20 protein-coding genes are annotated in these 22,610 nt (G+C 57.4%); 9 read left to right on the forward strand and 11 right to left on the reverse strand.

Features of this window, described 5'->3' with window-relative positions; translation table 11 throughout:
* Positions 1 to 95: 95 nt before the first annotated feature.
* The gene (locus ACTG4M_RS02015; RefSeq protein WP_439121959.1) at positions 96 to 1,049 is read left to right on the forward strand and encodes an L-threonylcarbamoyladenylate synthase; all 954 of its coding nucleotides are present in this window, start codon (positions 96 to 98) and stop codon (positions 1,047 to 1,049) included.
* Positions 1,050 to 1,055: 6 nt separating this feature from the next.
* The gene (locus tag ACTG4M_RS02020) at positions 1,056 to 2,243 is read left to right on the forward strand and encodes an MFS transporter (protein ID WP_439121960.1); all 1,188 of its coding nucleotides are present in this window, start codon (positions 1,056 to 1,058) and stop codon (positions 2,241 to 2,243) included.
* On the opposite strand, the gene ACTG4M_RS02025 is transcribed toward ACTG4M_RS02020, so the two are convergent.
* Complete coding sequence (locus ACTG4M_RS02025) at positions 2,240 to 3,208, reverse strand: MBL fold metallo-hydrolase (protein ID WP_439121961.1); 969 nt, start codon at positions 3,206 to 3,208, stop codon at positions 2,240 to 2,242. The genes ACTG4M_RS02020 and ACTG4M_RS02025 overlap by 4 nt on opposite strands.
* Before the next feature lie 270 nt (positions 3,209 to 3,478).
* On the opposite strand from ACTG4M_RS02025, the gene ACTG4M_RS02030 reads away from it, so the two are divergent.
* The gene (locus tag ACTG4M_RS02030; protein WP_439121962.1) at positions 3,479 to 4,528 is read left to right on the forward strand and encodes a TRAP transporter substrate-binding protein; all 1,050 of its coding nucleotides are present in this window, start codon (positions 3,479 to 3,481) and stop codon (positions 4,526 to 4,528) included.
* Positions 4,529 to 4,610: 82 nt separating this feature from the next.
* On the opposite strand, the gene ACTG4M_RS02035 is transcribed toward ACTG4M_RS02030, so the two are convergent.
* The 3 genes from ACTG4M_RS02035 to ACTG4M_RS02045 are packed head-to-tail and all read right to left on the reverse strand — an operon-like array spanning position 4,611 to position 6,577.
* Positions 4,611 to 4,784, reverse strand: coding sequence for a hypothetical protein (locus ACTG4M_RS02035; protein WP_439121963.1), 174 nt, complete (start codon positions 4,782 to 4,784; stop codon positions 4,611 to 4,613).
* A gap of 12 nt (positions 4,785 to 4,796) precedes the next feature.
* Positions 4,797 to 5,369, reverse strand: coding sequence for a 16S rRNA (guanine(966)-N(2))-methyltransferase RsmD (gene rsmD, locus ACTG4M_RS02040; RefSeq protein WP_439121964.1), 573 nt, complete (start codon positions 5,367 to 5,369; stop codon positions 4,797 to 4,799).
* The gene (locus tag ACTG4M_RS02045) at positions 5,366 to 6,577 is read right to left on the reverse strand and encodes an NAD(P)/FAD-dependent oxidoreductase (RefSeq protein WP_439121965.1); all 1,212 of its coding nucleotides are present in this window, start codon (positions 6,575 to 6,577) and stop codon (positions 5,366 to 5,368) included. Before ACTG4M_RS02045 ends, rsmD begins: the two co-directional genes overlap by 4 nt.
* Before the next feature lie 94 nt (positions 6,578 to 6,671).
* On the opposite strand from ACTG4M_RS02045, the gene ACTG4M_RS02050 reads away from it, so the two are divergent.
* A complete protein-coding gene (locus ACTG4M_RS02050) occupies positions 6,672 to 7,160 on the forward strand; it encodes a peroxiredoxin (protein ID WP_439122007.1) in 489 nt (162 codons plus the stop codon).
* Positions 7,161 to 7,223: 63 nt separating this feature from the next.
* Here the strand turns inward: ACTG4M_RS02050 and ACTG4M_RS02055 are convergent, their stop codons facing one another.
* A complete protein-coding gene (locus ACTG4M_RS02055; RefSeq protein WP_439121966.1) occupies positions 7,224 to 8,366 on the reverse strand; it encodes an alkane 1-monooxygenase in 1,143 nt (380 codons plus the stop codon).
* Between the two features lie 77 nt (positions 8,367 to 8,443).
* Entirely contained in the window at positions 8,444 to 9,520 is a 1,077-nt protein-coding gene (mutY, locus tag ACTG4M_RS02060; RefSeq protein WP_439121967.1) for an A/G-specific adenine glycosylase, read from the reverse strand.
* 61 nt (positions 9,521 to 9,581) lie between these two features.
* Between mutY and ACTG4M_RS02065 the strand changes: the two genes are divergently transcribed.
* From ACTG4M_RS02065 to ACTG4M_RS02075, 3 genes are all read left to right on the forward strand, one after another.
* Entirely contained in the window at positions 9,582 to 10,094 is a 513-nt protein-coding gene (locus tag ACTG4M_RS02065; RefSeq protein ID WP_439121968.1) for a DUF721 domain-containing protein, read from the forward strand.
* Positions 10,095 to 10,126: 32 nt separating this feature from the next.
* The gene (locus ACTG4M_RS02070) at positions 10,127 to 10,807 is read left to right on the forward strand and encodes a DsbA family protein (protein ID WP_439121969.1); all 681 of its coding nucleotides are present in this window, start codon (positions 10,127 to 10,129) and stop codon (positions 10,805 to 10,807) included.
* A gap of 502 nt (positions 10,808 to 11,309) precedes the next feature.
* Complete coding sequence (locus ACTG4M_RS02075; RefSeq protein WP_439121970.1) at positions 11,310 to 12,665, forward strand: DUF4214 domain-containing protein; 1,356 nt, start codon at positions 11,310 to 11,312, stop codon at positions 12,663 to 12,665.
* A 1-nt stretch (position 12,666) separates the two neighbouring features.
* Here the strand turns inward: ACTG4M_RS02075 and ACTG4M_RS02080 are convergent, their stop codons facing one another.
* The 4 genes from ACTG4M_RS02080 to ACTG4M_RS02095 are packed head-to-tail and all read right to left on the reverse strand — an operon-like array spanning position 12,667 to position 19,359.
* A complete protein-coding gene (locus ACTG4M_RS02080) occupies positions 12,667 to 14,712 on the reverse strand; it encodes a hypothetical protein (RefSeq protein WP_439121971.1) in 2,046 nt (681 codons plus the stop codon).
* Positions 14,712 to 17,483, reverse strand: coding sequence for a DUF4159 domain-containing protein (locus tag ACTG4M_RS02085; protein ID WP_439121972.1), 2,772 nt, complete (start codon positions 17,481 to 17,483; stop codon positions 14,712 to 14,714). The genes ACTG4M_RS02080 and ACTG4M_RS02085 overlap by 1 nt, the downstream gene beginning before the upstream one ends.
* Complete coding sequence (locus ACTG4M_RS02090; protein ID WP_439121973.1) at positions 17,480 to 18,355, reverse strand: DUF58 domain-containing protein; 876 nt, start codon at positions 18,353 to 18,355, stop codon at positions 17,480 to 17,482. Before ACTG4M_RS02090 ends, ACTG4M_RS02085 begins: the two co-directional genes overlap by 4 nt.
* Complete coding sequence (locus tag ACTG4M_RS02095) at positions 18,352 to 19,359, reverse strand: AAA family ATPase (protein WP_439121974.1); 1,008 nt, start codon at positions 19,357 to 19,359, stop codon at positions 18,352 to 18,354. The genes ACTG4M_RS02090 and ACTG4M_RS02095 overlap by 4 nt, the downstream gene beginning before the upstream one ends.
* Positions 19,360 to 19,429: 70 nt before the next feature.
* On the opposite strand from ACTG4M_RS02095, the gene ACTG4M_RS02100 reads away from it, so the two are divergent.
* Positions 19,430 to 20,020, forward strand: a complete 591-nt coding sequence (locus ACTG4M_RS02100; RefSeq protein WP_439121975.1) for a DUF1285 domain-containing protein — start codon at positions 19,430 to 19,432, stop codon at positions 20,018 to 20,020.
* A gap of 48 nt (positions 20,021 to 20,068) precedes the next feature.
* Here ACTG4M_RS02100 and ACTG4M_RS02105 read toward each other — a convergent pair whose 3' ends face one another.
* The gene (locus ACTG4M_RS02105) at positions 20,069 to 20,887 is read right to left on the reverse strand and encodes a sulfotransferase family protein (protein WP_439121976.1); all 819 of its coding nucleotides are present in this window, start codon (positions 20,885 to 20,887) and stop codon (positions 20,069 to 20,071) included.
* Positions 20,888 to 21,027: 140 nt separating this feature from the next.
* On the opposite strand from ACTG4M_RS02105, the gene ACTG4M_RS02110 reads away from it, so the two are divergent.
* Entirely contained in the window at positions 21,028 to 22,605 is a 1,578-nt protein-coding gene (locus tag ACTG4M_RS02110; protein ID WP_439121977.1) for a DUF5928 domain-containing protein, read from the forward strand.
* Positions 22,606 to 22,610 lie beyond the last annotated feature (5 nt).

Below are 22,610 nucleotides of genomic sequence, written 5' to 3' on the forward strand. Positions count from 1 at the left end.
GCAATCTGCTTTTGGAACGATAAGCAACCATCAGCTTCTTGGCGATCCTGACGATTGCACTCGACCCCATCAACAAAAACGCGGCGTCACGACGGATGAACCAATCTTCCCCAGAGACCCTTTCCGACACAGACACCGGCCATGCCCGTGCAGCGGAACTTTTGCGTGCCGCTGGCCTTGTCGCGTTCCCAACTGAAACGGTCTACGGATTGGGTGCAGATGCCAGCGATGATCGCGCCGTCGCCCGGATTTATGAGGCCAAAGGACGACCGAGCTTCAATCCACTGATTGTGCATTTTGCTGATCTCGAAACACTCAAACTACATGTGGTCTGGACGCCGGAGGCCGAACTGCTGGCGCAAACTTACTGGCCAGGACCACTGACACTTGTTCTCAAGAGACAGGCCGACAGTCCGATCTCGCCTCTGGTGTCAGCGGGTCTGGATACGATCGCGGTCCGGCTTCCGGCGCATCGCTCTGCTAGGGCTGTTCTACGTGCCTTCGGCGGTGGTGTTGCAGCCCCGTCAGCCAACCAGTCGGGACAGATCAGCCCAACACTTGCCCAACATGTTATGGATAGCCTTGGCGACCGCGTGGATGCGGTCCTTGATGGTGGGGCTTGCACCGTGGGAGTTGAATCGACCATCGTTGGACTGATCGACAAACCGGTTCTGCTCCGTCCCGGAGGCATCACCGAAGACCAGCTGGCTCAAACGTTAGGTCATCATATCGCTGTTCGTCACAAGGCCGAGGCCATCTCTGCACCGGGACAATTGATGTCCCACTATGCGCCCGATGCTCTGGTCCGCCTGAACGCAACCGACTGGGAACCGGGCGAACTTCGGCTTGGCTTTGGTGAGGTCGATTGTGATCTCAATCTGTCGAAAACCGAAGACCTGGTCGAAGCGGCGGCACATCTTTTTGACTACCTGCACCGGTTGGACGCTCGGGGTGGCAAAGTGATTGCGATCTCGCCAATCCCGCATGAAGGTCTAGGTATTGCGATCAATGACCGCCTCAGCCGTGCGGCTGCTCCGCGCGAAGGGTAAAACCGAATGACATCCCAGACAGACACAAGCCGACCACCCGTCGGCCTCATCGCTTTGCTGTCGGGATGCAATTTCGTGATCGGCATGGGCGCATTTGTGGTGATCGGGATGGTCCCGCTCTTGGCCGCTGATCTTGCGATCAGCACCGCAGCTGCTGGCGGAGCAATGACGGCCTACGCGCTGGCTTATGCCGTGCTCTCACCCTTGCTCGTTTCACTGACCGGCCGGATCGGACGTCGCCGCGTGATCGCGGCAGGCATGGCGGTGTTTGCGCTGGGTGCGTTAATGTCCGCGGTCGCGCCGAATGCAACCGTTTTGTACATAGCTCGCGCGCTTGCGGCGGCAGGTGCTGGTGTCGTGACCCCAGTCGGAGCAGCCGTTGTGGCAGCCCTTGCACCCAAGGCAACACAGGGCAAAGCAATTGCGGCTTTCTATTTCGGGCTGACCCTGTCTCAGGCCTTGGGCGTCCCCATCGGCGGTTGGATCGCCTTCACGTTTGGCTGGTGCGCTGCGTTCTGGATCGTGATGGCACTTGCCATGCTGTCGACCGTTTTGATCTGGGTGCGTGTCCCTGCGGGTCTGCGCTTTACGCCGGTCAATCTGGCTGATCTGGGGCGTGCACTAAAGGACGGCGTGATCATGGGTGCCGTCCTTTTCACGGCCAGCTTCCTGTGCGCAATCTATGTGCTCTTCACCTATCTTGCGCCCTTACTGGAACAAACAATGGGCTATGGCCGCGATGGCATCACACTTGTGCTGCTGCTCTTCGGGGCGGGGGCGGTCGCCGGCAATCTGATTGGAGGAGCGCTGACGGACCGGCTTGGATCGGTCAAATCACTGGTACTGCTGTGCCTTGGCCAGATTGTCTTGATGCCGCTCTTTTCAGGCTTACCGATTGCGCCGGGTCTGCTCTTGGTGCTGGTGTTTGTGTGGTCCGCCTTCGGGTGGTCCTTTGTGGCCCCCCAGCAGGTGCGCCTGCTTCAGCTGGCCCCCAACTTGGCGGGCGTGGTCCTCGCGCTGAACGCAGCGGCGATCTATGTCGGCACGGCCTCTGGATCAGCCTTGGGTGGCTTGGTACAAGCTGTCGGCGATCTGACGTGGCTGGGTGCGGCTGCCGGGATCACGGCGCTTGGCGCGCTGGGACACATTTTGTGGTCCCACCGCGCCGCTAATTTGCGGGCTGCTGGTCTTTAATCGAACTTCCAGAGCGCTGGGACAAAGCTATAGGCATCGCCGTCACGCATGACGTGCCCAACACCTGGGAACGGAAAGTGATAGCCTAGAACCGCCATACCGTCGGTGGCCGCCATATCCAAAAGGCGCGTTCGGGTGGCGACGGTCTGATCACCATCAGCATCGAAATTGTTGTACCATTCGGGATGAGCAAAGTTCGTGTAGGCGTGGCTCATACAATCGCCCAGGGCAATCAGCTGCCGACCTCCGCTTTCCACGACAACCGCCATATGACCCGGGGTGTGGCCGGGGGTGTCGATGACGCGAACACCGGGTACCACTTCGAACCCATCCGACATCAGCTCCCACTCGGCGCCATCGACATTGATCGAGTTTTGCGCACCAACAACGAATTGCTGCATCTCTGTGGGCACTTGCGTCGCAAGCCCGTCCTGCATCCAGTAATCGTGCTCGGCCTCGCCAAGGTAGTACGCAGCATCGGGAATAATTGCCTCGTCGAAATCGTCACGCACTCCCCAGATATGATCTGGGTGTGCATGGGTGATAACCACATGGGTGATCGACGAGGGATCAATGCCCGCCGCATCCATATTCGCCAGAAGCCGCCCTGCGGTCGGCATAAAGCGATTGCCAGATCCGACATCAATTAAGATTTTATTGTCGCCGATTTCGACAATCATATGATTGGTGTGCGAGGTGTTCGTTTCGGTCGACAGGTAATGCGCGGCGAGAAAGGCTTGAACCTCTGCTGGGTCGGCGTTGACGCCAAGACCATTGGTGGGAAGGCTAAGATATCCATCTGACACGATCGTGATGTTCGCCTCGCCCAGCGTGAATCGAAAGTGGCTTGGGTTGCCGCCATCCGGACCACCCAATTCGGCGAACGCCTGCGCGCGGGGCAAGGCAAAGGCGGGCATAGCTGCCGCAGTTTTCAGAAAGGCACGGCGGGTTGGGCGCAAAAGCATGGTGTCTCCTCCCAGAGATAAATTCAAATGTGTGAATAGCATTGCCGGCCAACATGCTGCAATTCTGTTTTTCAGTGGGCCTTGGATGGGAAACCTGCGCTTCAATTCCCCGGGGGTTCGTTTTTGCGATGAAAAAGCAATGCCTTCGGCACAGGCAGAGGCGGACGCCATTTGCGAACCGTTTGCAACAATGGCCTTAAGGACATAGATACGGCCTGCGCCGCAATGCAGCAGCGCGTAAAAACAGCATCAGACAGGAGGCGCGGAAACATGACATTTCTCAAAACCGCCGCTCTCACCGCCATGCTTGGCATCACCGCAACAACCGGGATCGCGCAAGAGGTCACTCTGCGGTTTCAGCATTTCGTGTCGCCCAATTCGGCGAACCCAAAATATTTCCTAGATCCTTGGGTCGAAAAGGTTGAGGCCGAGTCTAACGGCCGGATCAAGATCGAGGTCTATCCCTTCATGCAGCTCGGCGGCAAAGCCACGGCGCAATATGATCTTATCCGCGATGGTGTGATCGACGGTGGTTGGGTTATCCCCGGCTACACCCCTGGCCGTTTTCCCGAGGCCGAAGCGTTGGAGTTACCCTTCATGGTGACCAAAAGCGCAGAAGAGGCCTCGCGCGCCGCGTGGGAGTTCACGCAAAAGCACCTGATGGACGACTTCGCGGATGTTCACCTGATTGCCGCACACATGCATGGGCCGGGAATTGTCCATAAGACTGGTGGCGCGATAGAAGATCTGAGCGATTTCGCTGGTCTCAAACTGCGCGGCCCGTCGCGCCCCGCAACGCTGTTGCTTGACAAGCTGGGGGCAGAACCCATCGGACTGCCAGTGCCGCAGTTCCCCGAGGCGCTGTCCAAAGGCGTAGTCGATGGTGGTGTGATCACATGGGAGATGTCGCCCTCGCTCAAGCTCGACGAGCTGACCGACAGCCACACAGACGTGGCAGGCGATAAGTCGCTCTACAACCTCTATTTCATCTGGGCGATGAACAAGGACAGCTACAACGCGCTGCCCGATGACCTGAAAGCGGTCATCGACGCGAATTCAGGTTTGGAAACCTCCGCAATGGCTGGCCGCGCCCATGATACCGGCGATCGCGATGGGCGCACACTAATGGAAGATGCAGGCAATGAGATCGCAGCGTTAAGTGAGGTTGAAACTGCGCGGATCGTCGAACTGGGAAATGAGGTTACACAAGAGTGGATCGCAGAGATGGCCGACCGTGGTCTGAATGCCGCGCAATTGGTTGAGGATGTCCGCGCAGCCGTCGAAGCAACGCGCGGTGCAGAATCTGAAACAGACGGCTGATCTAACTCAAAAGCTTTGACCAATACGGCGCGGCTTCAGTGCCGCGCCTTTTTGCCTAGCTGCAGAACCAACCGGTTTCATATCAATCCTGGTTTTCCCAGCGTTTCCAAAGTACCGCCAGCAGCGATTCACCAGCCAATGGTGTTGTACAATCCGCCATCAAAACTGGCCCATCGCGTCTTGGTGATTTGGCGGCAACCTGATCAAGCATCTCGTATTCACGAAGTTCCTGAAGCGTCGGGTTGTAAATATCCATGCCTGCAATTTATCACAGGTCATCCATTTCTCCAAATCGCAGCACCGTTACATGGGAGTCGCCATAGCGCCGTGTTTCCAGCCGCGTGAAACCTTCGGGCGCGATCTGTGGCGTGCTTTCTTCCCAGACGATCAATGCACCATCGGCGATCCAGCCACCCGCGACAGCCACGTCCAACGCCTTTTGTCCCAACGATTTGCCATACGGCGGATCGAGAAACACCAACGTTGCCGGGTCCGCGTCGCAAGGCGGCAACCGCGTGGCATCACGGGCAATCACCTGTGTCGCCTTACAGTCCAGCGTCTTGATATTGGCTTTGATCAACAACACGGCCTTGCGTCCGTCGTCCACGAACACAGCTGATTGCGCGCCACGTGACAGCGCCTCTAGCCCCAGCGCACCCGTTCCAGCAAAAAGATCGAGCACCCGAGCGCCGTCGAACGGCTCTCCAAATCGCCCGCCCGCCAGCATATTGAACAGGCTTTCACGTACGCGGTCCGTCGTGGGCCGCAGGTGCGCGCCGGGATCGCCCTTGCCCACATTGGCAAGCGGTCGTCCACGATAAAGACCCGCGATAATCCTCACGCCTTAAGCAGCGCCTTGAGATCTGTTTCAGGGTCACAGACCGCGTCCGGGTCCGGCGATTTGCCCATCTCGATCAAACGCTTGCCCACCATGTAGGCACGCGGATCATTCATGGCATCGATGGCCAAAAGCTGATCACCGGCAAAATACCAATGTGACACCACGTCGTCGGCGCCTTGGCGCACGACAATTCGGTCATAGCCGGTGTTCAGACCGGCAATCTGCAACTTGACGTCATATTGATCTGACCAGAACCATGGCTTTGCCGCGTAGGGTTGGTCCGCCTCCATGATGTTGTCTGCCACGCATTCCGCCTGATCGATCGCGTTACCAACGCTTTCAAGGCGCAGCTGCTGACCCTTCCATGGAAATGACGCGCAATCCCCTGCCGCCCAGATATGCGGATCTGATGTGCGCCCATGCGCATCGGTGGCGATGCCATTCTCCATCCGCAGACCGGCAGCCTCGGCCAATGTCGTGTTGGGGGTAATACCGACCCCAACCAATACGAAATCCACCTCGACCGTGCTGCCATCGCTTAGCACCGCACCGGTCACACGCCCTTCCGCGCCAGTCAGGTGATCCAGACCCACACCTTCGCGCAGGTCGACGCCGTGTTGCGTGTGTATGTTGCGAAAGAAATCAGATGTCTCGGGGGCGGCCACGCGCTGCAGGATACGATCGGCCATTTCCACCAAGGTCACGTTCAGCCCCAGTTTTGCGGCAACCGCTGCCGCCTCAAGGCCGATATAGCCACCGCCGACAATCAGAACACGGGCCCCTTGGGCAAAGCGGGGAGCCATCGCATCAACATCGTGCAACCCGCGCACCACCATCACACCGTCCAGATCCCCACCGATCGATGCAGGCAGGTGGCGCGGCGTCGACCCGGTGGTCAGCACCAGATCATCATATGGCAGCACGTCATCGCCAACCGTCAGCGTCCGCGCCTCGGGATCAACTCCGGTCACTGCCGCTCCGAGTCTGAGGGTGATGTCCTGCTCCGCGTAATAACTTTCTGGGCGCAGATAGAGCCGGTCACGGTCCATCTCACCAAGCAAATAAGCTTTGGACAAGGGTGGGCGCTGGTAAGGAGGGAAAGGCTCTTCGCCGATCAAGGTGATCTTTCCGTCAAAGCCTTTGGTCCGCAAACGGGCGACGCAGGACGCGCCAGCTTGCCCGGCGCCGACAACAATTACATGTCTCATTGCTGAACCTTTTTGCACAATGCCATTGGTCTCATTCCGCGCGACCCTATATGGCAGAGCATTGAGAATGCAATTCATCAACGAGGGACTGACGATGACAATCGCACCGGGTGACACACTTCCAGAGGCAACACTTGTGAAAATGGGCGCGGACGGGCCAGAGCCTGTCGCATTGGCGGAACATGCCAAGGGCAAGAAGCTGGTGGTGTTCGCCGTGCCAGGCGCATTCACTCCGACCTGCCACGCGGCACATGTGCCGAGCTTTATCCGTACCAAAGACGAGTTCATGGCCAAAGGCGTCGACGAAATCATCTGTGTTTCGGTTAATGACCCCTTCGTGATGAAAGCCTGGGGCGAAAGCACTGGCGCCACAGAGGCTGGAATCACCATGCTTGGCGATGCCGAAAGCACCTTTACCAAAGCGATGGGGCTTGATTTCGATGCGCCCCCAGCGGGCCTCATTGGGCGTTCCAAGCGCTACGCGATGGTCGTTGAAGACGGCACTGTGACCAAACTGCATGTCGAGGAAAGCCCCGGAGTTTGCGAAACCTCGGGTGGCGAAGCACTGCTCGCGGAACTGTAAGCGGATGGCGATCCTGTAAAGGATCGCGGCAGTCACATTTAAGAATTTAGGCCCGGTGCCGGATCACAATCCGTGCCGGGCCTTGTTGTATGCAGACCAATCAGTGATCTCGGGATAATACATCTCGCGCCAGGCCTTGACCCGTGGGTTCATCATGGCGCGCCACTTGCGGGGGAACAAAGCGAAGAACGTCATCACAGGGTAGCCATAGGGCAATTGCGGAGCCTCGTCCTCGTCATAGGTCTGAAGCAGTGGAAAACGGCGGTCAGGCTTGTAGTGGTGATCCGAATGGCGCTGCAGGTTGATCAAAAACCAGTTGGACGCCTTGTGCGATGCGTTCCAGCTGTGACGTGGTTTGACGTGTTCGTACTTGCCATCACCCAGATATTTGCGCGTCAGCCCATAGTGTTCGACATAGTTCACCAGTTCGAGCTGAAAGATGGCCGACATCGCTTGCAGTACGAAGACCAGTACGCCCAGCGACCCGCCCAAGGCAAAGGCTAAGACGAGGAACACCAACTGCAAACTCCAGTAGCGCCAGAACGGATTACTGGTGTGCCACCAAGGCAAATTCTTACGGGCCAGCATGTCGCGCTCGGCTTTGAACGATGACAGCAAGCAGCCTTTGACCACGCGCGGATAGAACCGCCAAAAGCTTTCGTTATAGCGCGCAGTTACCGGATCACGCGGAGTGCCGACGTAGCGATGATGCACCAAGAGATGCTCAGAGCGAAAATGCCCGTACAGAGCCATGCCCATCAAAAGGTCACCCAACCAACGCTCAAGCTTATTGCGTTGGTGCATCAGCTCATGTGCGTAAACGATGCCGACACTGCCCGACAAGACGCCCATGCCTACTGTGATAAAGTATGTCTCAATCAGGCCCAAATGATCTGCGCGAGGGAGGTACCAAACCAGCCCAAAAATCATCGCGAATTGCAAGGGGGCCCAGATCAGCGTGATCATGCGATGCCAGTAAAGCGCGCTTTCCTTGGTGTTTGGATCAAGTGAATCAGTGTCGAGGCCGAGTGCCGCATCCAGCGTCGCAAAAACGCCCCATGTGGCGATTATCGGCACCAGCACCCAAAATCCGCCAATCACGGCAGCGGACAAAACCAACGGGATCATGAGCAAGGACAGCCAAAACGGCATCGCTGCCCGAAAGGGCAGGCGCGACGAACGGCTCTGTACTGTGCTGTCGGTCATGGTTCGCCCGGCACCTTGCATTTATGGCGCAGGTTACTGGCACATTATGCTTTCACCAAGTTTAACGTTGGGTGCGCTTACGTGTCTTTAGTGACCAAATACGCTTTTCGCATCACAGTCGGCAGATCGTTGGGATCAAAGCTGTCTGCCTCGACGAAATGCCCACGTGTCGGTGTGCGGTCCATGGGCACCAATGCGGTTTTCACCGTAAGCTTGAGGTGAAAATGCGTAAAGGTGTGCCGCGCTTCAACGGGCGCGGTGCGCCATTCGGCACGTATTGGTGGGTTTTCGACAGGTGTATCTGTCCAGTCGCTGCCCGGCCAACCCAGCATTCCGCCCAACAGGCCCGAATCGGGGCGCTGCTCCAGCAGCCAGGCTCCATCAACACGGCGTGCGAGATAGGCAATGCCAAGGCGGGTCGGTTTGCGTTTTTTGGGGGTCTTCTTCGGCAACTCCTTTGCAGTACCCGCCTCCCACGCCGCGCATGATTGCCGCCAGGGGCATAACCCACAGGCCGGATTGCGCGGCGTACAGATTGTAGCGCCAAGATCCATCACAGCTTGCGCATAGCAGCCGGGACGGTTGCCGGGCGTGAGGGCCGAGGCATAATCCATGAGAACAGGTTTCGCAGCGGGCAATGGCATGTGCTCGTCATAGAGCCGCGCCATCACGCGTTCAACGTTTCCATCGAGCACGGTTTCCTGTCGGTCAAACGCGATAGAGGCAACAGCTGCAGCGGTGTAAGGACCGATCCCCGGAAGGGTAATCAATGCGTCATAGGTGTCCGGAAAAACGCCACCATGCTCGGTTTGAACAGCGCGGGCGCATTTCAACAGGTTTCGGGCACGGGCGTAGTAGCCAAGACCCGCCCAAGCTGCCATGACGTCGGCGTCCTCTGCCTGTGCCAAATCGATGATGGTGGGCCAGCGTGTTGTGAATGCTTCGAAATAGCTTTTGACGGCCGCTACTGTGGTTTGTTGCAGCATGATCTCGGACATCCAGACACGGTAGGGGTCTGGGCGCATCCCTTTGGCGCGCTCAGCGGGGCTGACACGCCACGGCATCTGGCGGGCATGCCTGTCATACCATTCCAGTAGCAGGCTTGGATCGGGCGGATCACGCAGGTCTGACATACCTTTGATTTCGGCTCTCATTTGTGGGGTGGTTGCAGCGACGTCGCGCAACTAGAATAGCGTTCGAGAGAGGGAGTCAAACATGGCGCCACGCAACAGCCAGACACATGGGTTCAAGCGGACATCGAGTCTTCTGCAGACGCAGATCCGCAAGACTTCGGAAACCCGTGGATTTGCGCAATCCCGGCTCCTAACTCATTGGACCGAGATCGCGGGCGATGACATCGCAGCCATCAGCCGGCCCGTAGAGGTGCGCTATGGGCGCGGCGGGTTTGGCGCAACACTGACGCTTTTGACGACGGGTGCGCATGCGCCGATTCTCGAGATGCAAAAAGAAAAGCTGCGCGAAAAGGTCAACGCGGTCTACGGCTATAACGCGATTTCCAAAGTCCGGATCACGCAGACGGCCTCGACCGGATTTTCCGAAGGTCAGGTGAGCTTTGATCACGGACCCAAATCCGAGCGGAATGACACACCCGCTGCGATCCTGCCGCAAGCGCAGCAACTGGCAGGGGACGTTCAAGACGAGGGATTGCGCGCGGCGCTGGAACGTCTCGCAACAAACGTCTATTCAAAACCACAAAATCGGACCTAAGTCCTAAGGCAAACAGAGCAAAGGGTTTCGCAATGAAACAACAGTTGATGACGATTGCACTGGCAACGGCCCTCGTGGCTGGTGCGGGATGGTGGGTCGCTGGTACGGGCGCTGCCCCGACTGTAAACGGGCAGGCAATCGTTCTGCCAGGTGCGGCCAACGCACAGGAGAGCACCGCGGCGGACGTCACCATTCAGGAAATGGTTCTTGGTGCCGAAGACGCGCCGGTCGAAATGATTGAATATGCATCGTTCACCTGCCCGCACTGCGCGACCTTTCACCAAGGCGTGTTCAAGGACCTGAAAGCCGACTACATTGACACCGGCAAGGTCAAGTTCACCTATCGAGAGGTTTACTTTGACCGCTACGGTCTTTGGGGGTCGCTGGTCGCGCGGTGCGGCGGCGAAGACCGCTTCTTTGGCATCACCGAGATGATCTATGACACCCAAGGTGAATGGAGTCGCGCCGGTTCGGAAGCGGCCATTGCGGACGAGTTACGCAAGATTGGCCGGATTGCCGGTTTGGAAAACGAACAGCTTGAGGCATGTCTGACAAATGGCGACAAGGCCCGTGGTTTGATCGAATGGTATCAGGCCAATGCCGAAGAACACGGTATCAGCTCGACCCCGTCATTCGTCATCAATGGCGAGACCTATTCGAACATGAGCTATTCCGAGTTTCAGGAAATCATCGATGAGAAGGTTGGTGGCTAAGCCTGCCACTTAGAGACCTGAAATGTTCACCCGGTCCCTTCGATGAAGGGGCCGTTTTTTATTTCACCGATTAGATTTGTACGGCTCACACTAGAACACTAAATTTTTGGTTTTTCTACTTGAGGATGAGCGCATGGCTGCGCTAGCGTTAAGTGGTGTTTTCGAGTTCGAGTATTCAGGGTTCATATTTTATGGTGCATTGCATTCAGTCCTTCACGATTATCGCATCGCGTATGTCAGGTCGGCATACAGTGTTGCCGCTATTTTTCTAATTCAGGGTGGGTATTTGCCCGATGGTTGGTGCTCTGATCGGAGATACAACGAGGAACCTTTGCTGAATCAGCATAGGTCACGAAGCGGACCTATTGTTTCGCGCGCGAAACATTGGGGCCGGATCGGACCTATTAACCTTTTGATAAGATTTGGGCTTTTTGGGGCTGTCGCAGCGAACATACCGCTGAAACCAGCGCATCGAATATTTTGATCTTCATAGGAACATACCATGCCTTTCAGACTTGAATCCGCAATTTTCGAAGACACGCTTTTGATCAATGTCATCTTGGATGAGGCGTTGCCCTCGGGCGAAACTGACTTTCAGACATTCATTCGGACCCTCACTTACACCAATCCGGGCTTGAGCGGTCTGGCCCTTGAATTTGTTGGCACAATCGAGAACGAGGCGATCATCACGAACGAAGCGCCTTTGGTGATCCAAGAGTCTTATGCGGATGGTGTCGATGGCACAATCTCTGACAGTGCAGAAGTCGGTGATGTGCTATTCGCTTATGAGTTCAAGATCCTCCAAGCCGGGTCGATTGATATCGACATATTCGATGTTCAGCTGAATGGGGGCGCATTTGTTGACGCTTTGGATGGTGCCGCTGTTTTGAGTGTGCCGTTTGACGGCTCGGACCCGCAGATGGGCCCAACCAATGGCCCGGACAGTATCGATGGCACAGATGGCCCTGACACGCTGGCTGGTGACCACGGCAACGACACGATTGAAGGGGGGGCTGGCAATGATGTGATTGACGGAGGCCTTGGCGTGGACACCGTGGTTTTTGATGGTCCACAGAACAGCCATACGGTGACGATTTCGCCGTCAGGAACCACTGTTGAGGATCGGCGCACAGACGGGGCTGGCGCGGATACGTTGACCGGGATTGAACTGATTGACTTCAACGATGCTGCAGACTCGATCACGTTCGAGCTCAACAATTTTGGCGGTGCGGCGCAATTGTCGGCTGAGGAATTGGAAGCGATCATTGAGCTCTATATCGCATATTTCAATCGCGCGCCGGATGCGGTGGGGCTCAATTTCTGGGCAACAGCCTATGCCAATGGATTGTCGCTCGAAGGGATGGCAGAAGAATTTGCTCCGCAACCTGAGACGGTGGCGGCTTATCCCGAAGGAGCCTCCAATCTCGATTTTGCGACGACGGTTTACAACAATGTGCTTGGTCGAACGCCGGATCAGGAGGGTTTGAATTTCTGGGTGGGTGCGCTGGATAATGGCTATCCACGCGACAGCTTTATTCTAGGGGTGCTGGAAGGGGCCAAAGCGCTGCCACAATCAGATGCAAGTTCTGAATTTGTCACACAGCAAATTGCGGATCGGGCGTTTCTAGAAACCAAGGCCGACATCGGTGCCTATTTCGCGGTGCATCTTGGCATGTCTAATGTCGACAATGCCCGCACCGTCATGGACCTGTTCGATGGCTTTGCCGTGACAGAGATTGATGCCCGTGATCAGGCCGACGCATTCTATGACGGCGCCTTGGACCCGGTGAGCGGTGAGTTCCTGCTTCAGATCGTCGGTGTGGTGACGGACGATTTCGACCCGTCGACTATACTGTAGATCAAGTATCCCGCCGTCCTTCGCGGAGCCATGCGCCAAGGATCAGACCCGATGCCAGCAGCAGGACCAACCATCCCGGTAACATCGGTGTTTGTGTCACGTCGAGTGTCTCGAAGGCCTCGCGCGGGGTAATGCCCAGCCAGCCGCGACCTGCAGCAGGGCGGCCTTCGCCAACGGCGCGGATGGTTGGCACGCCGTCTTCAAGACGGCGCACACCGCCATTGGTGCCGTCTACGGCTGGTTCCAACGTCTCTCCGCTGGCGATGGTCTGTTCGAATTCGCGGGGTGCTGCGGGGCCAAGGCCAACGACCGCCTCCTGATCACCTTCGGCCAAGCGATAGAGGCCAATCTCGGGTCCGGTATAGAGCGCCTCAAACCTTCCGGGTGTGACCTCTTCGAGTGTGACCTCTTCTTCGGTGCCGACTGGGCGCGTGACGGTCACTGCGCCGATGGTTTCGTCCAGTGTACGCCGGATGATGCGCATGGTCTGACCAGTGGGTTCGGCCCAAAGGGCTTCTTCCTCGAGTTCGGGTTCTTTCATCATCCAGTGTGCTAGGCGCCGCAGCAGATCAAGCTGTGGGCCACCGCCTTCGAACCCGCGCGACCAAAGCCATGCGTGATCCGATGCGATCAGCGCGACGCGCCCTTCGCCGACGCGGTCAAGAACCAGCAGTGGTTTGTCGTCGATGCCGCTCATGACGACATCACCGCCAATGGGATCAACTTCGATCTGGCGCATCCAGCGGCCCCATGTGTCGGCACCCGCGAGCCCGGACGTGACAGGGTGACGGTCGCCCAGTTCGGTGATGCCGGGGCGGAAACCGCGTTCGATCACACGGGCGGTCGGTTCGGCAGGAATGATGTCGGCAAGGGGCGAGCGGTAGATGCTGTCGGCGCTGGCAAAATCGGGGCCAGCGGCGACCAGAACCGCGCCGCCTTCCTCGACGTAGTTGCGCACGTTGTCGAGATAGATCGCAGGCAGGATGCCGCGCCGTTTGTAGCGGTCAAAGATGATGAGATCGAAGTCTTCGATCTTTTCGAGGAACAGTTCGCGGGTGGGAAAGGCGATCAGCGACAGTTCTGTCACAGGCACGCCGTCTTGCTTTTCTGGCGGCCGCAGAATGGTGAAGTGGACCAGATCAACCGAGCTGTCTGATTTCAGGAGGTTGCGCCACGTGCGCCCGCCTGCATGCGGCTCTCCGCTGACCAAAAGCACGCGCAACCGATCGCGCACGCCGTTAATCTGAACGAGCGCTGTGTTGTTGCGTTCGGTCAATTCATCCTCGGCCAGTGGTACGGTGAACTGGATCACGTTGAGCCCACCGTGGGGCAGAGTGATCGGCAGTTCGATGTCTTCGCCGATGGGCATATCGAATTGCTGTGGCTCTGCCCCATCGACCGATATGTCGATCACGGTTGAGCTTGCCTGCGGTTCCGCGCCATCATCCTCGACCCGGAGGGTCAGGGTGACAGGTTCGCCCAAGATGGCGAAGGCTGGCGCGTTCTTGACGATCAGGCGGCGATCCCAGTCGGTTTCCTTGCCAGTCAGCAGTAGGTGCAACGGTGCAGGTAGATCGGGTGTGCGTTCCAGATCGTGGACGCGCCCGTCGCTGAGCAGGAAAACCCCGGCGATCCTGCCCCGGGGTTCTTCGGCCAACGCGTCGGACACGGCGGACATGAGCAGCGTTCCGGTATCGCCTTCGCCGTCACCGACCTCGATCCGGCGGATCTCGGTGTTTTCGCGGGCGTTTAGTTGCGCGGCCAAAGTGACCGCTGCGTTGGTGGTCGCGTCCAGACGGTCGCCCAGAGATTGGCTGGCGCTTTTGTCTTCGACGATCAGAACGATATTCGACAGCGGCGCGCGGTCCTCGACTTGATAGGACGGCTGCGCGAGTGCGGCCAAGACCACCAGCGCGGCCAATGCGCGAAGGGCCCATCCCTGCAACCCGCGCGAAAGGGCGAGTGCCACACCAAGTGCAGCCAAGCCCGCGAGAACAGCGATAATCACCCACGGGAGGAGTGGATCGAAGACAATGCTGCCGGTCATCAGTTACCCAATCTGTCAAGAAGTGCAGGCACGTGAACCTGATCGGATTTGTAGTTTCCCGTCAGCACGTGCATGACGAGGTTGACCCCAAAGCGGTACGCGATTTCGCGCTGGCGTTCGCCGGAATAGCCCCGCCCGATGGGGAAAAGCGGATTACCGCGTTCGTCCATCGCCCATGCCGCCGCCCAGTCATTGCCGCCGATGATTACGGGGGTGACGTTGTCATTGAGGTTGCGGAACGGCATGCCTTCGACCAATTCGGCGTCGGGTGGAGATGCTTCGACCCAGACATCGTGGCTGTTGTGGCGCCCGGGGAAGTCCTGGAGCAGGTAGAAGGTACGCGTCAGTACGTGGTCTTCGGGCAGCGGTTCAAGCGGGGGGATGTCCAGCGGTGCTGCGAGTTGTTGCAGCTTGCGTCCGTTTGGGCTGCCGGTGCCAAACCGCGCAATGTCGGCATCGCGTGTGTCGAACATGATCATCCCGCCCGAGCGTAGATAGGTGTTCAACTTGGCATATGCTTCGGCTGACGGTGTCGGCTGATCTGGCGTGATGGGCCAGTACAGGAACGGAAAAAACGCAAGTTCATCGGTTTCGAGGTTCACCGCGACAGGTTCCGCCGGTTCAACGGAGGTGCGGAAGAACAGTGTTTCGGACAGACCAAGCAGCCCGGCCTGCGCGGTGCGATCCAAGGTGTCGTCACCCGTGATGACGTGGGCGAAAGTCACTTCAGATGTCGTTGCAAGCGCGAACTGGTCTTCAGTAGATTGTGCCTTCGCTTGCGCGGCGGGCATCAGAAGCACTGCTAAGACAAGCGCTGCGGCTTTGGTTGCGCGTGGACCCGACAAGCGACCGGAGAGGAAGAGTGATGCGACAATATCTGCGAGTAAGAGCGCAATTGCCAGAGCCAAGAGCCATCCTGCCAAAGGTGTTTCCTCGGATTGGGTCAGGCCTTCGACCGTGATGTTTGATGGCCATGTCGCAGACATGAGCGTTGCGTCTGTGTCAAGCACGTTGCGGGCCAAAGCTCGGTCTTGGCTTTGGTAGAGGCCGGGGCGCAGGTCTGGACCCAAGCTTGCGTCGATCAAATCTTCGCCTGCTACACCGGGTAGGGTACTGCCATCTGCCAAGGCGCCAAACCCGTCCAGCACCAAATTTGGCTGCCAGATAGTGCCTGCAAGGTCTTCGGCGCTGGGTTGTGTGGCGCTACCGGCCGCAATGGCCAAACGTTCTAACATCTGCACGAATAGACCTGACAGCGGCAATGACGACCATTCGGCGTTTGCGGTGACGTGGAACAGAATGATTTGTCCCTGACCAACTGCTTTGCGTGTGACCAACGGTGTGCCGTCGCTGAGTTGCGCAATCACCCGTTCGGCCAGAGCCGGGTCAGGCTGCGCCATGACCTGTGCTGAAACAGTGACATCTGGCGCAATCGGCAGGCCAAAGAACGGGCTGTCTTCGCTGAATTCAGCCAGTGATTTCGGCTCACCCCAGCTCATTGCGCCACCAACGCTGCGGCCCCCGGCGCGGAGGCGTACCGGAAGAAGCGGATCTTCGGTATCCCTGCTGACGTCGCTTGCGGCCAAGCGTGGCCCGGCAAAACGCAGAAGGATGCCGCCGCCGTCGAGCCAGTCGAGCAGAGCTTCTTCTTCGGCGGCGCCGAGTGTTGCCACATCAGCCAGTGCGATTACATCCGGGTTCGCCGGGATCATATCCATTAGCGCGCCGGTCAGGAGATCTGCACTGGGTTCGAGTGCCTTTTGGAGGTAGTGAAGAGGGGACAGAAGTTGCAGACCTTCACGGTCTTCACGACCGGCCATCAGCGCGACTTCGCGGCGGCGCAGGCTATCGTCTGGCAGGGTAGTGGCCCCAGCGCTGCGGTTGCCTTCGATCTCGAACCGAGTGATCCGGGCGCGCAGTTCCGATGGCAGCGCAAGAGCCGTTTCCGTTGTTGCCGCGTCGGCGTCGAATGTAGCGGTCGCGCGTGCCAATACGGCTGGATTTCCAGCCGGGTCGCGCCCTCGGGCCAACACCGTTACGTCACGTTCGCTCGCGGTTTGGGCGCGCAGTACGGTCAGAACGATATTGCCGTCTTCGAATTGTGCAGGGGCAAGACCGAGAATGGTTTGACCGGCCTGAAACACCGTGACGGTGCCTCGGGTCTCAAGTTCGCTCAAAAGGGTTTCTCGGGCGTCATGTTCAAGACCGTCTGACATCCAGTAGGTGTCGAAATCACCGTCGGGCAAAAGTTCAAGAGCGCGATCCACTTGGGTTGAGTTAAGATCCCATGGCTCTGGTGCCAAACCGACGATGCGGGCGCGCAGGTCGTCGGCTGTTTGAAAGCTGGTGGGTTCCGGCGCGGTCAGTTTGATTAGTGCCACACGACGGTCATCGCGCGCTGCCTGAACCATCAAACTGTCAAGTGCTTGGGTTCTGGCGCGCCAGCTTGCGGCGCTGGCCCATGACCCGTCCATGACCACCAAGAGTGGGCCATCATTTGCCGCCAGATCATCAGTTTCCGGGTTCAGGATTGGACCTGCGAGGCCAATGATCAACGCGGCAACCGCTAGCATACGCAACAGCAGCAGCCACCATGGTGTTCGGTCGCTGACCTGATCGTCATCCTTTAGGCCAAGCAAGAGAACCACGCCTGGGAACACGCGGCGGATCGGGGCAGGTGGCACTGCCCGCAAGATCAACCAGAGGATCGGCAGCGTAAGAAGCGCCAGAAGTAGCCAAGGAGTTGCGAAACCGATGCCAAATAGCGTCATCCGTGAGCCCCATCCATAGCCCGGTAAATCCAGAGAAGCGCGGATTGCGCGCTGTCGCTTGTGTGGTGGCTTAGGTATTGCCAGCCGGTCAGGCGCGACAGCTGTTCCAACCGGTCTTTGCGTTCAGCGAGGCGATCAAGATAGCGCGCTCGCAGATCGCCGGCTTTGAGCGTTTCGTGTATCAAGCCGCCGCCAACGCTTTGGAAAATCGTACGTCCGTCGAAGGGAAAATTTTCTTCACTCGGATCGAGAATTTGCACCAATGCGCCGCGGACCCCTCGGTCTGCCGCCTTGGTCAAAGCGGCCTCAACGGGGGCCGGATCACCCAAAAAATCGGAAAAGAAAATCGCACGAGATTGCGGGATCATGCCGCGTGCTTCGGGTTCGGAATAATCGTCGACGTCATCGACCGACAGCATCTCGGCCAGACGGGTAATTTGTGCTTGGCCTCGGCGCGGAGGCAGGTCGAACCCGGTAAGGCCGACACGTTCTCCTCCTCGGACCAGCAGGATCGAACCGGCCAGCGCAAGGGTGCGCGCGCGGTCGGCTTTTGTGCTGAGATTTGCATCTGAGGCAAAACGCATCGACGCAGCCTGATCGACCCATAGTATGACGCTTTGAGCAATTTGCCATTCTCGCTCGCGCACAAACTGCGTATCGCTGCGTGCAGATCTCCGCCAATCAACATCCCGCAGCGCATCGCCCTGTTGTAATGGGCGGTATTGCCAAAAATCATCACCAAGCCCAGAGCGCCGCCGCCCATGTTCACCCAGCAGGACGGTTCCTGCAAGGTGTTCAGCCCGGGCCAAAAGCGCGGGGAGTTTGGCGGCTTCTTCTTCCGAACGTTGGCGAAGGGCAGTGACTGTCGTCACGCAGCCGCCTCGGTCGCCACCATACGATGGGCTACTTCGTCAATCAGGTTGCCAAGGTCTTCGCCGCGTGCCCGTGCCGAGAAGGTCAGCGCCATACGGTGGGTCAGAACGGGGCGCGCCATGTTGATCACGTCCTCTGGTGCAGGTGCAAGCCGCCCTTTGAGCAGTGCGCGCGCGCGGACCGTGAGCATCAACGCCTGAGCGGCGCGCGGGCCGGGGCCCCATGCCACGGTGTCTTTCACGCGATCACTGGCCAGCGGGTCGTGCGGTCGGAATGCGCGAACAAGGTCGAGGATCATCTCGACCACGGCATCGCCCACAGGCATTCGGCGCAACAGTTTCTGTGCCGCGATCAATTCGGCGGCTGTGAACACACCATACGCCTCGGCCTCTTCTGCGCCGGTTGTGGCCATCAGGATTTCTTTTTCTGTCTGTCTATCCGGATATTGAACGTCGATCTGAACCAAAAAGCGGTCGAGCTGCGCTTCGGGAAGCGGATAAGTGCCTTCTTGCTCAATCGGGTTCTGGGTGGCGAGAACGTGGAACGGAGCCTCAAGCGGGCGGGTTTCGCCGGCAACGGTTACGACCTTTTCCTGCATTGCCTGCAACAGAGCGGATTGTGTGCGTGGTGAGGCACGGTTGATTTCGTCTGCCATCAAAAGCTGGCAGAAAATTGGCCCGGGAATGAACTTGAAGGCGCGGCTGCCATCGGTCCCGGTTTCCAGAACCTCGGAGCCTAAAATGTCGGCTGGCATCAAGTCGGGTGTGAACTGAACCCGGCTGCCGTTGAGCCCCATCACGGTCGAGACCGTTTCGACAAGTCGGGTCTTGCCGAGACCCGGCAAGCCGATCAGCAACCCGTGGCCACCACATAGGAGTGATGTCAGGGTCAGTTCGACAACGCGTTCCTGACCGATAAAGCGACGGGTGATCGCCGTCTTGGCCTGCGCCAGCTTGTCTTCCAGCGCTTCGATCTCAGCGACCAAATCTTCGGCTGCGACCATGACGTGTCTCCCTTGCGCATTACATTGGTTTCAGGAAAGTGTAACGCGCAAAGGGGAAATGGCAAAAGCAATGAGCGCACAAGATCGTGTTATTCCGTCCGCAGAAGGCATCGCTGCCTCTGTTCGCGCCACCAAGAGTAAAGGTTTGCCGCCCGTGCACCTTTGGAATCCGCCGTTTTGCGGGGATTTGGATATGCGTATCGCGCGGGACGGGACTTGGTTCTACATGGGCACGCCGATTGGGCGCGCGCCGTTGGTCAAACTGTTTTCGTCAATTTTGCGGAAAGATGGCGATAAGTACTTTCTCGTCACGCCGGTCGAGAAGGTTGGGATCACCGTAGACGATGCACCGTTTGTGGCCATCGATTTCGATGTGTCGGGCGACGGTGAAGCGCAGGTTTTGACCTTTACCACACATGTCGGGGATACGGTTGCAGCGGGACCTGACAACCCTATACGCGTTGAACGCGATGCCAAGACTGGAGAGCCGTCGCCGTATGTTTTGGTTCGTGCCAACCTTGAGGCGCTGATCGACCGCAAAAGCTTTTACCGCTTGGTCGAATGCGGGGCGCATCATGAAGTGGATGGCGCAAGCTGGTTCGGGGTGTGGTCGGGCAGTTCTTTTTTCCCGATTATCCCCTCCTCAGAGCTTCCCGATTGAGGTGCACTGAAAGTTGGTTCGCACGGCGTTGTCCGCAAAACGAGCGCATCAGTCGCCCAGTTTGGCGTGCACTTCTTCCAGATCAATCTCGCCGATGGGCATCTTGTTGCCCGGGTTTTCGAAATCGTATTTGAACAGGTCGAAATCTTTTTTGTAGATCTCGTAGATCAGATGCATCGACAGGTCGTCGAAATAATCCTCAACCGGATGGGCGCGTTTTGGGCCGTGCCCTTCGCTTTCGTTGAAGCGGGGGATCGTGGTCAAATCGATTTTCTGTTTTGTTTCAACATGCTCTAGAACGTCGGCCATCCCGTCGTTAAAGCTTTCGGTCCAGAAGATGTTGTCGTAACGACCACCGTTCACGATGAACGTGCTGATATGCCCCGACATGGCCGACCAGTGAATGTCCGGATCCATTGGGCGACGCCAGCGAATGGTGTCGCGCGCGAACAAGAGGAAGCGACGGAAGCTTTTGACCTGATCGAATTCCTGTTTACCGTCATCGCCGCCGACTTCGATCCCGTATTTCTGGATCAGAAGTGGTACAAGGTTGCCCCGATACCGTTTGCCGTTGCGCTGGATGCCGCAAATCTTGTCGAAGAACGAACTCAGGATGCGAGTATACGGATTGCGCACACAGGTAAACGAATAGGTATCATGCGCCTGAATGCGTTGTGTGATCGGGTCTTTGCTGTGGTCCAGAGCCCATTTGTGCAGGCCGTTTTGCGCATCATGGATGTCACCCTCAAAGAATTCACCATGATCAGAATAATACATGATCTGACCAATGGTCGAACATGCGCATTTGGGAACCACGCGATAGACCATGCTTTCGCTTTCGGTCATCCACGTTCCGGGAAAACCCATAATCTGCTGCCTCCAGCCTCGTTCCGGGCTCTTGTCGTCCGGTAACGTAAACAAAAAATCAAATAAAGTCGGTTTATTCAATGACTGAACACGCTTATCACTACAAGAACGAGGTAAAAATAGGGCAAATGCGGACCTGAATGGCGAATGTTGCCTTCATACTCCTGTGTCACAAGGACCCGGACGCAATCATCCGACAGGCGCTGAGCCTGACAGCGGTCGGAGATTTCATATCCATTCACTTTGATGCGCGTGCCGACGCCCAAGCATACAAAGCGATTCAAACCGCGCTTTCTGACAATCCAAACGTGACCTTTGCCAAGAAGCGAATCAAGTGTGGTTGGGGGGAATGGTCGCTGGTTCAAGCCACGCTTTATGCCGTCGAAGCAGCAGTGGACGCGTTTCCGCGGGCTACCCATTTCTATATGCTGTCTGGCGATTGTCAGGCGATCAAGACTGCCGAATATGCCCATGCCTATCTAGACCGCGTGGATGCGGATTTCATCGAAAGCTTTGATTTCTTCGCATCCGACTGGATCAAGACTGGGATGAAAGAAGAGAGGCTGATTTACCGCCACTACTTCAACGAACGCACGCACAAAACGATTTTCTACCAGAGCTATCAGCTGCAAAAAAAGCTCGGTTTGACACGGAAAATTCCCGAAGATCTCGAGATCCAGATTGGCAGTCAATGGTGGTGTCTGCGTCGCCGCACAATCGAGGCAATCCTCGATTTTGTCGGGAAGCGACGCGATGTCATGCGTTTTTTCAGTACCACATGGATCCCGGACGAGACTTTCTTTCAGACTCTGGTTCGGCATCTGGTGCCGGAGAACGAGATTGAGTGCCGGACGCTGACCTTTTTGATGTTCTCGGATTACGGGATGCCGGTCACGTTTTATAACGACCATTTCGATTTGCTGCTGAGCCAGGACTTTCTGTTTGCCCGCAAGATCAGCCCTGAGGCGTTGCAACTGAAAGAACGGCTGGGATCGCTTTATTCGGCCAAGGGTGTCAATTTCGAGATCTCAAACGAAGGTCGGTCGCTTTACAAGTTTCTTACTGGTAAAGGCCGGATCGGGCGTCGTTTTGCGCCGCGGTTCTGGGAAACCGAAAGCACGTTGGGCCGAGAACGCGAGTTGCTTATCGTGGTGTGCAAAAAATGGCATGTCGCAAAGCGGCTGGTGTCACGTATTCGGCAGCTGACCAATGTTCCGTGCATCGAATACCTGTTCAACGAAGAGGACACCGATCTTCTGGATATGGGGGGGATTCAGTCGACGCTTGGGAAACGCCACCGTCACCGCCGGTCTTTGATGCGGATGCTGTTCGATTACTACGACACGGATCGGATGGTCGTTTGCATGGATCCCGGAAACCTGGAACTTCTCGAAGATTTCTGCCGCGATCGTGCAACCACGCGATTGCTTGAAATCAACTGTACGTTTTCCGACGACTATCTGATCGGTCATGCGATGCGGGTTGGGCTGGCCGGTGAACGTACGCCGCAGGAAACGCTTGAACGGCTGCTTCCGACAATTCGTAATGACATTGTTCACGAAAGTGACCGCATCCGTGACGCTGAATTCGAAAATCACCTGCGTATCCGCGAGGAAGACAGCATCGAGGCCAATGCGACGGCTTTGGCCAGCTTTTTGTCGATTGCGCCTGAACAAGCGCTCGACATTGCGCGAACTGACCACCTGTTTGCAGATTGAGGAAC

Source organism: Marivita sp., from assembly GCF_965656765.1.
Taxonomy (GTDB): domain Bacteria; phylum Pseudomonadota; class Alphaproteobacteria; order Rhodobacterales; family Rhodobacteraceae; genus Marivita.

Bases quoted from the DNA above. Each gene is read 5' to 3' on its own strand.
- ACTG4M_RS02015 (WP_439121959.1), top strand. From the start codon at position 96: ATGAACCAATCTTCCCCAGAGACCCTTTCCGACACAGACACCGGCCAT.
- ACTG4M_RS02020 (WP_439121960.1), top strand. From the start codon at position 1,056: ATGACATCCCAGACAGACACAAGCCGACCACCCGTCGGCCTCATCGCT.
- ACTG4M_RS02025 (WP_439121961.1), bottom strand. From the start codon at position 3,208: ATGCTTTTGCGCCCAACCCGCCGTGCCTTTCTGAAAACTGCGGCAGCT.
- ACTG4M_RS02030 (WP_439121962.1), top strand. From the start codon at position 3,479: ATGACATTTCTCAAAACCGCCGCTCTCACCGCCATGCTTGGCATCACC.
- ACTG4M_RS02035 (WP_439121963.1), bottom strand. From the start codon at position 4,784: ATGGATATTTACAACCCGACGCTTCAGGAACTTCGTGAATACGAGATG.
- ACTG4M_RS02045 (WP_439121965.1), bottom strand. From the start codon at position 6,577: ATGAGACATGTAATTGTTGTCGGCGCCGGGCAAGCTGGCGCGTCCTGC.
- ACTG4M_RS02050 (WP_439122007.1), top strand. From the start codon at position 6,672: ATGACAATCGCACCGGGTGACACACTTCCAGAGGCAACACTTGTGAAA.
- ACTG4M_RS02055 (WP_439121966.1), bottom strand. From the start codon at position 8,366: ATGACCGACAGCACAGTACAGAGCCGTTCGTCGCGCCTGCCCTTTCGG.
- mutY (WP_439121967.1), bottom strand. From the start codon at position 9,520: ATGAGAGCCGAAATCAAAGGTATGTCAGACCTGCGTGATCCGCCCGAT.
- ACTG4M_RS02065 (WP_439121968.1), top strand. From the start codon at position 9,582: ATGGCGCCACGCAACAGCCAGACACATGGGTTCAAGCGGACATCGAGT.
- ACTG4M_RS02070 (WP_439121969.1), top strand. From the start codon at position 10,127: ATGAAACAACAGTTGATGACGATTGCACTGGCAACGGCCCTCGTGGCT.
- ACTG4M_RS02075 (WP_439121970.1), top strand. From the start codon at position 11,310: ATGCCTTTCAGACTTGAATCCGCAATTTTCGAAGACACGCTTTTGATC.
- ACTG4M_RS02080 (WP_439121971.1), bottom strand. From the start codon at position 14,712: ATGACCGGCAGCATTGTCTTCGATCCACTCCTCCCGTGGGTGATTATC.
- ACTG4M_RS02085 (WP_439121972.1), bottom strand. From the start codon at position 17,483: ATGACGCTATTTGGCATCGGTTTCGCAACTCCTTGGCTACTTCTGGCG.
- ACTG4M_RS02095 (WP_439121974.1), bottom strand. From the start codon at position 19,359: ATGGTCGCAGCCGAAGATTTGGTCGCTGAGATCGAAGCGCTGGAAGAC.
- ACTG4M_RS02100 (WP_439121975.1), top strand. From the start codon at position 19,430: ATGAGCGCACAAGATCGTGTTATTCCGTCCGCAGAAGGCATCGCTGCC.
- ACTG4M_RS02105 (WP_439121976.1), bottom strand. From the start codon at position 20,887: ATGGGTTTTCCCGGAACGTGGATGACCGAAAGCGAAAGCATGGTCTAT.
- ACTG4M_RS02110 (WP_439121977.1), top strand. From the start codon at position 21,028: ATGGCGAATGTTGCCTTCATACTCCTGTGTCACAAGGACCCGGACGCA.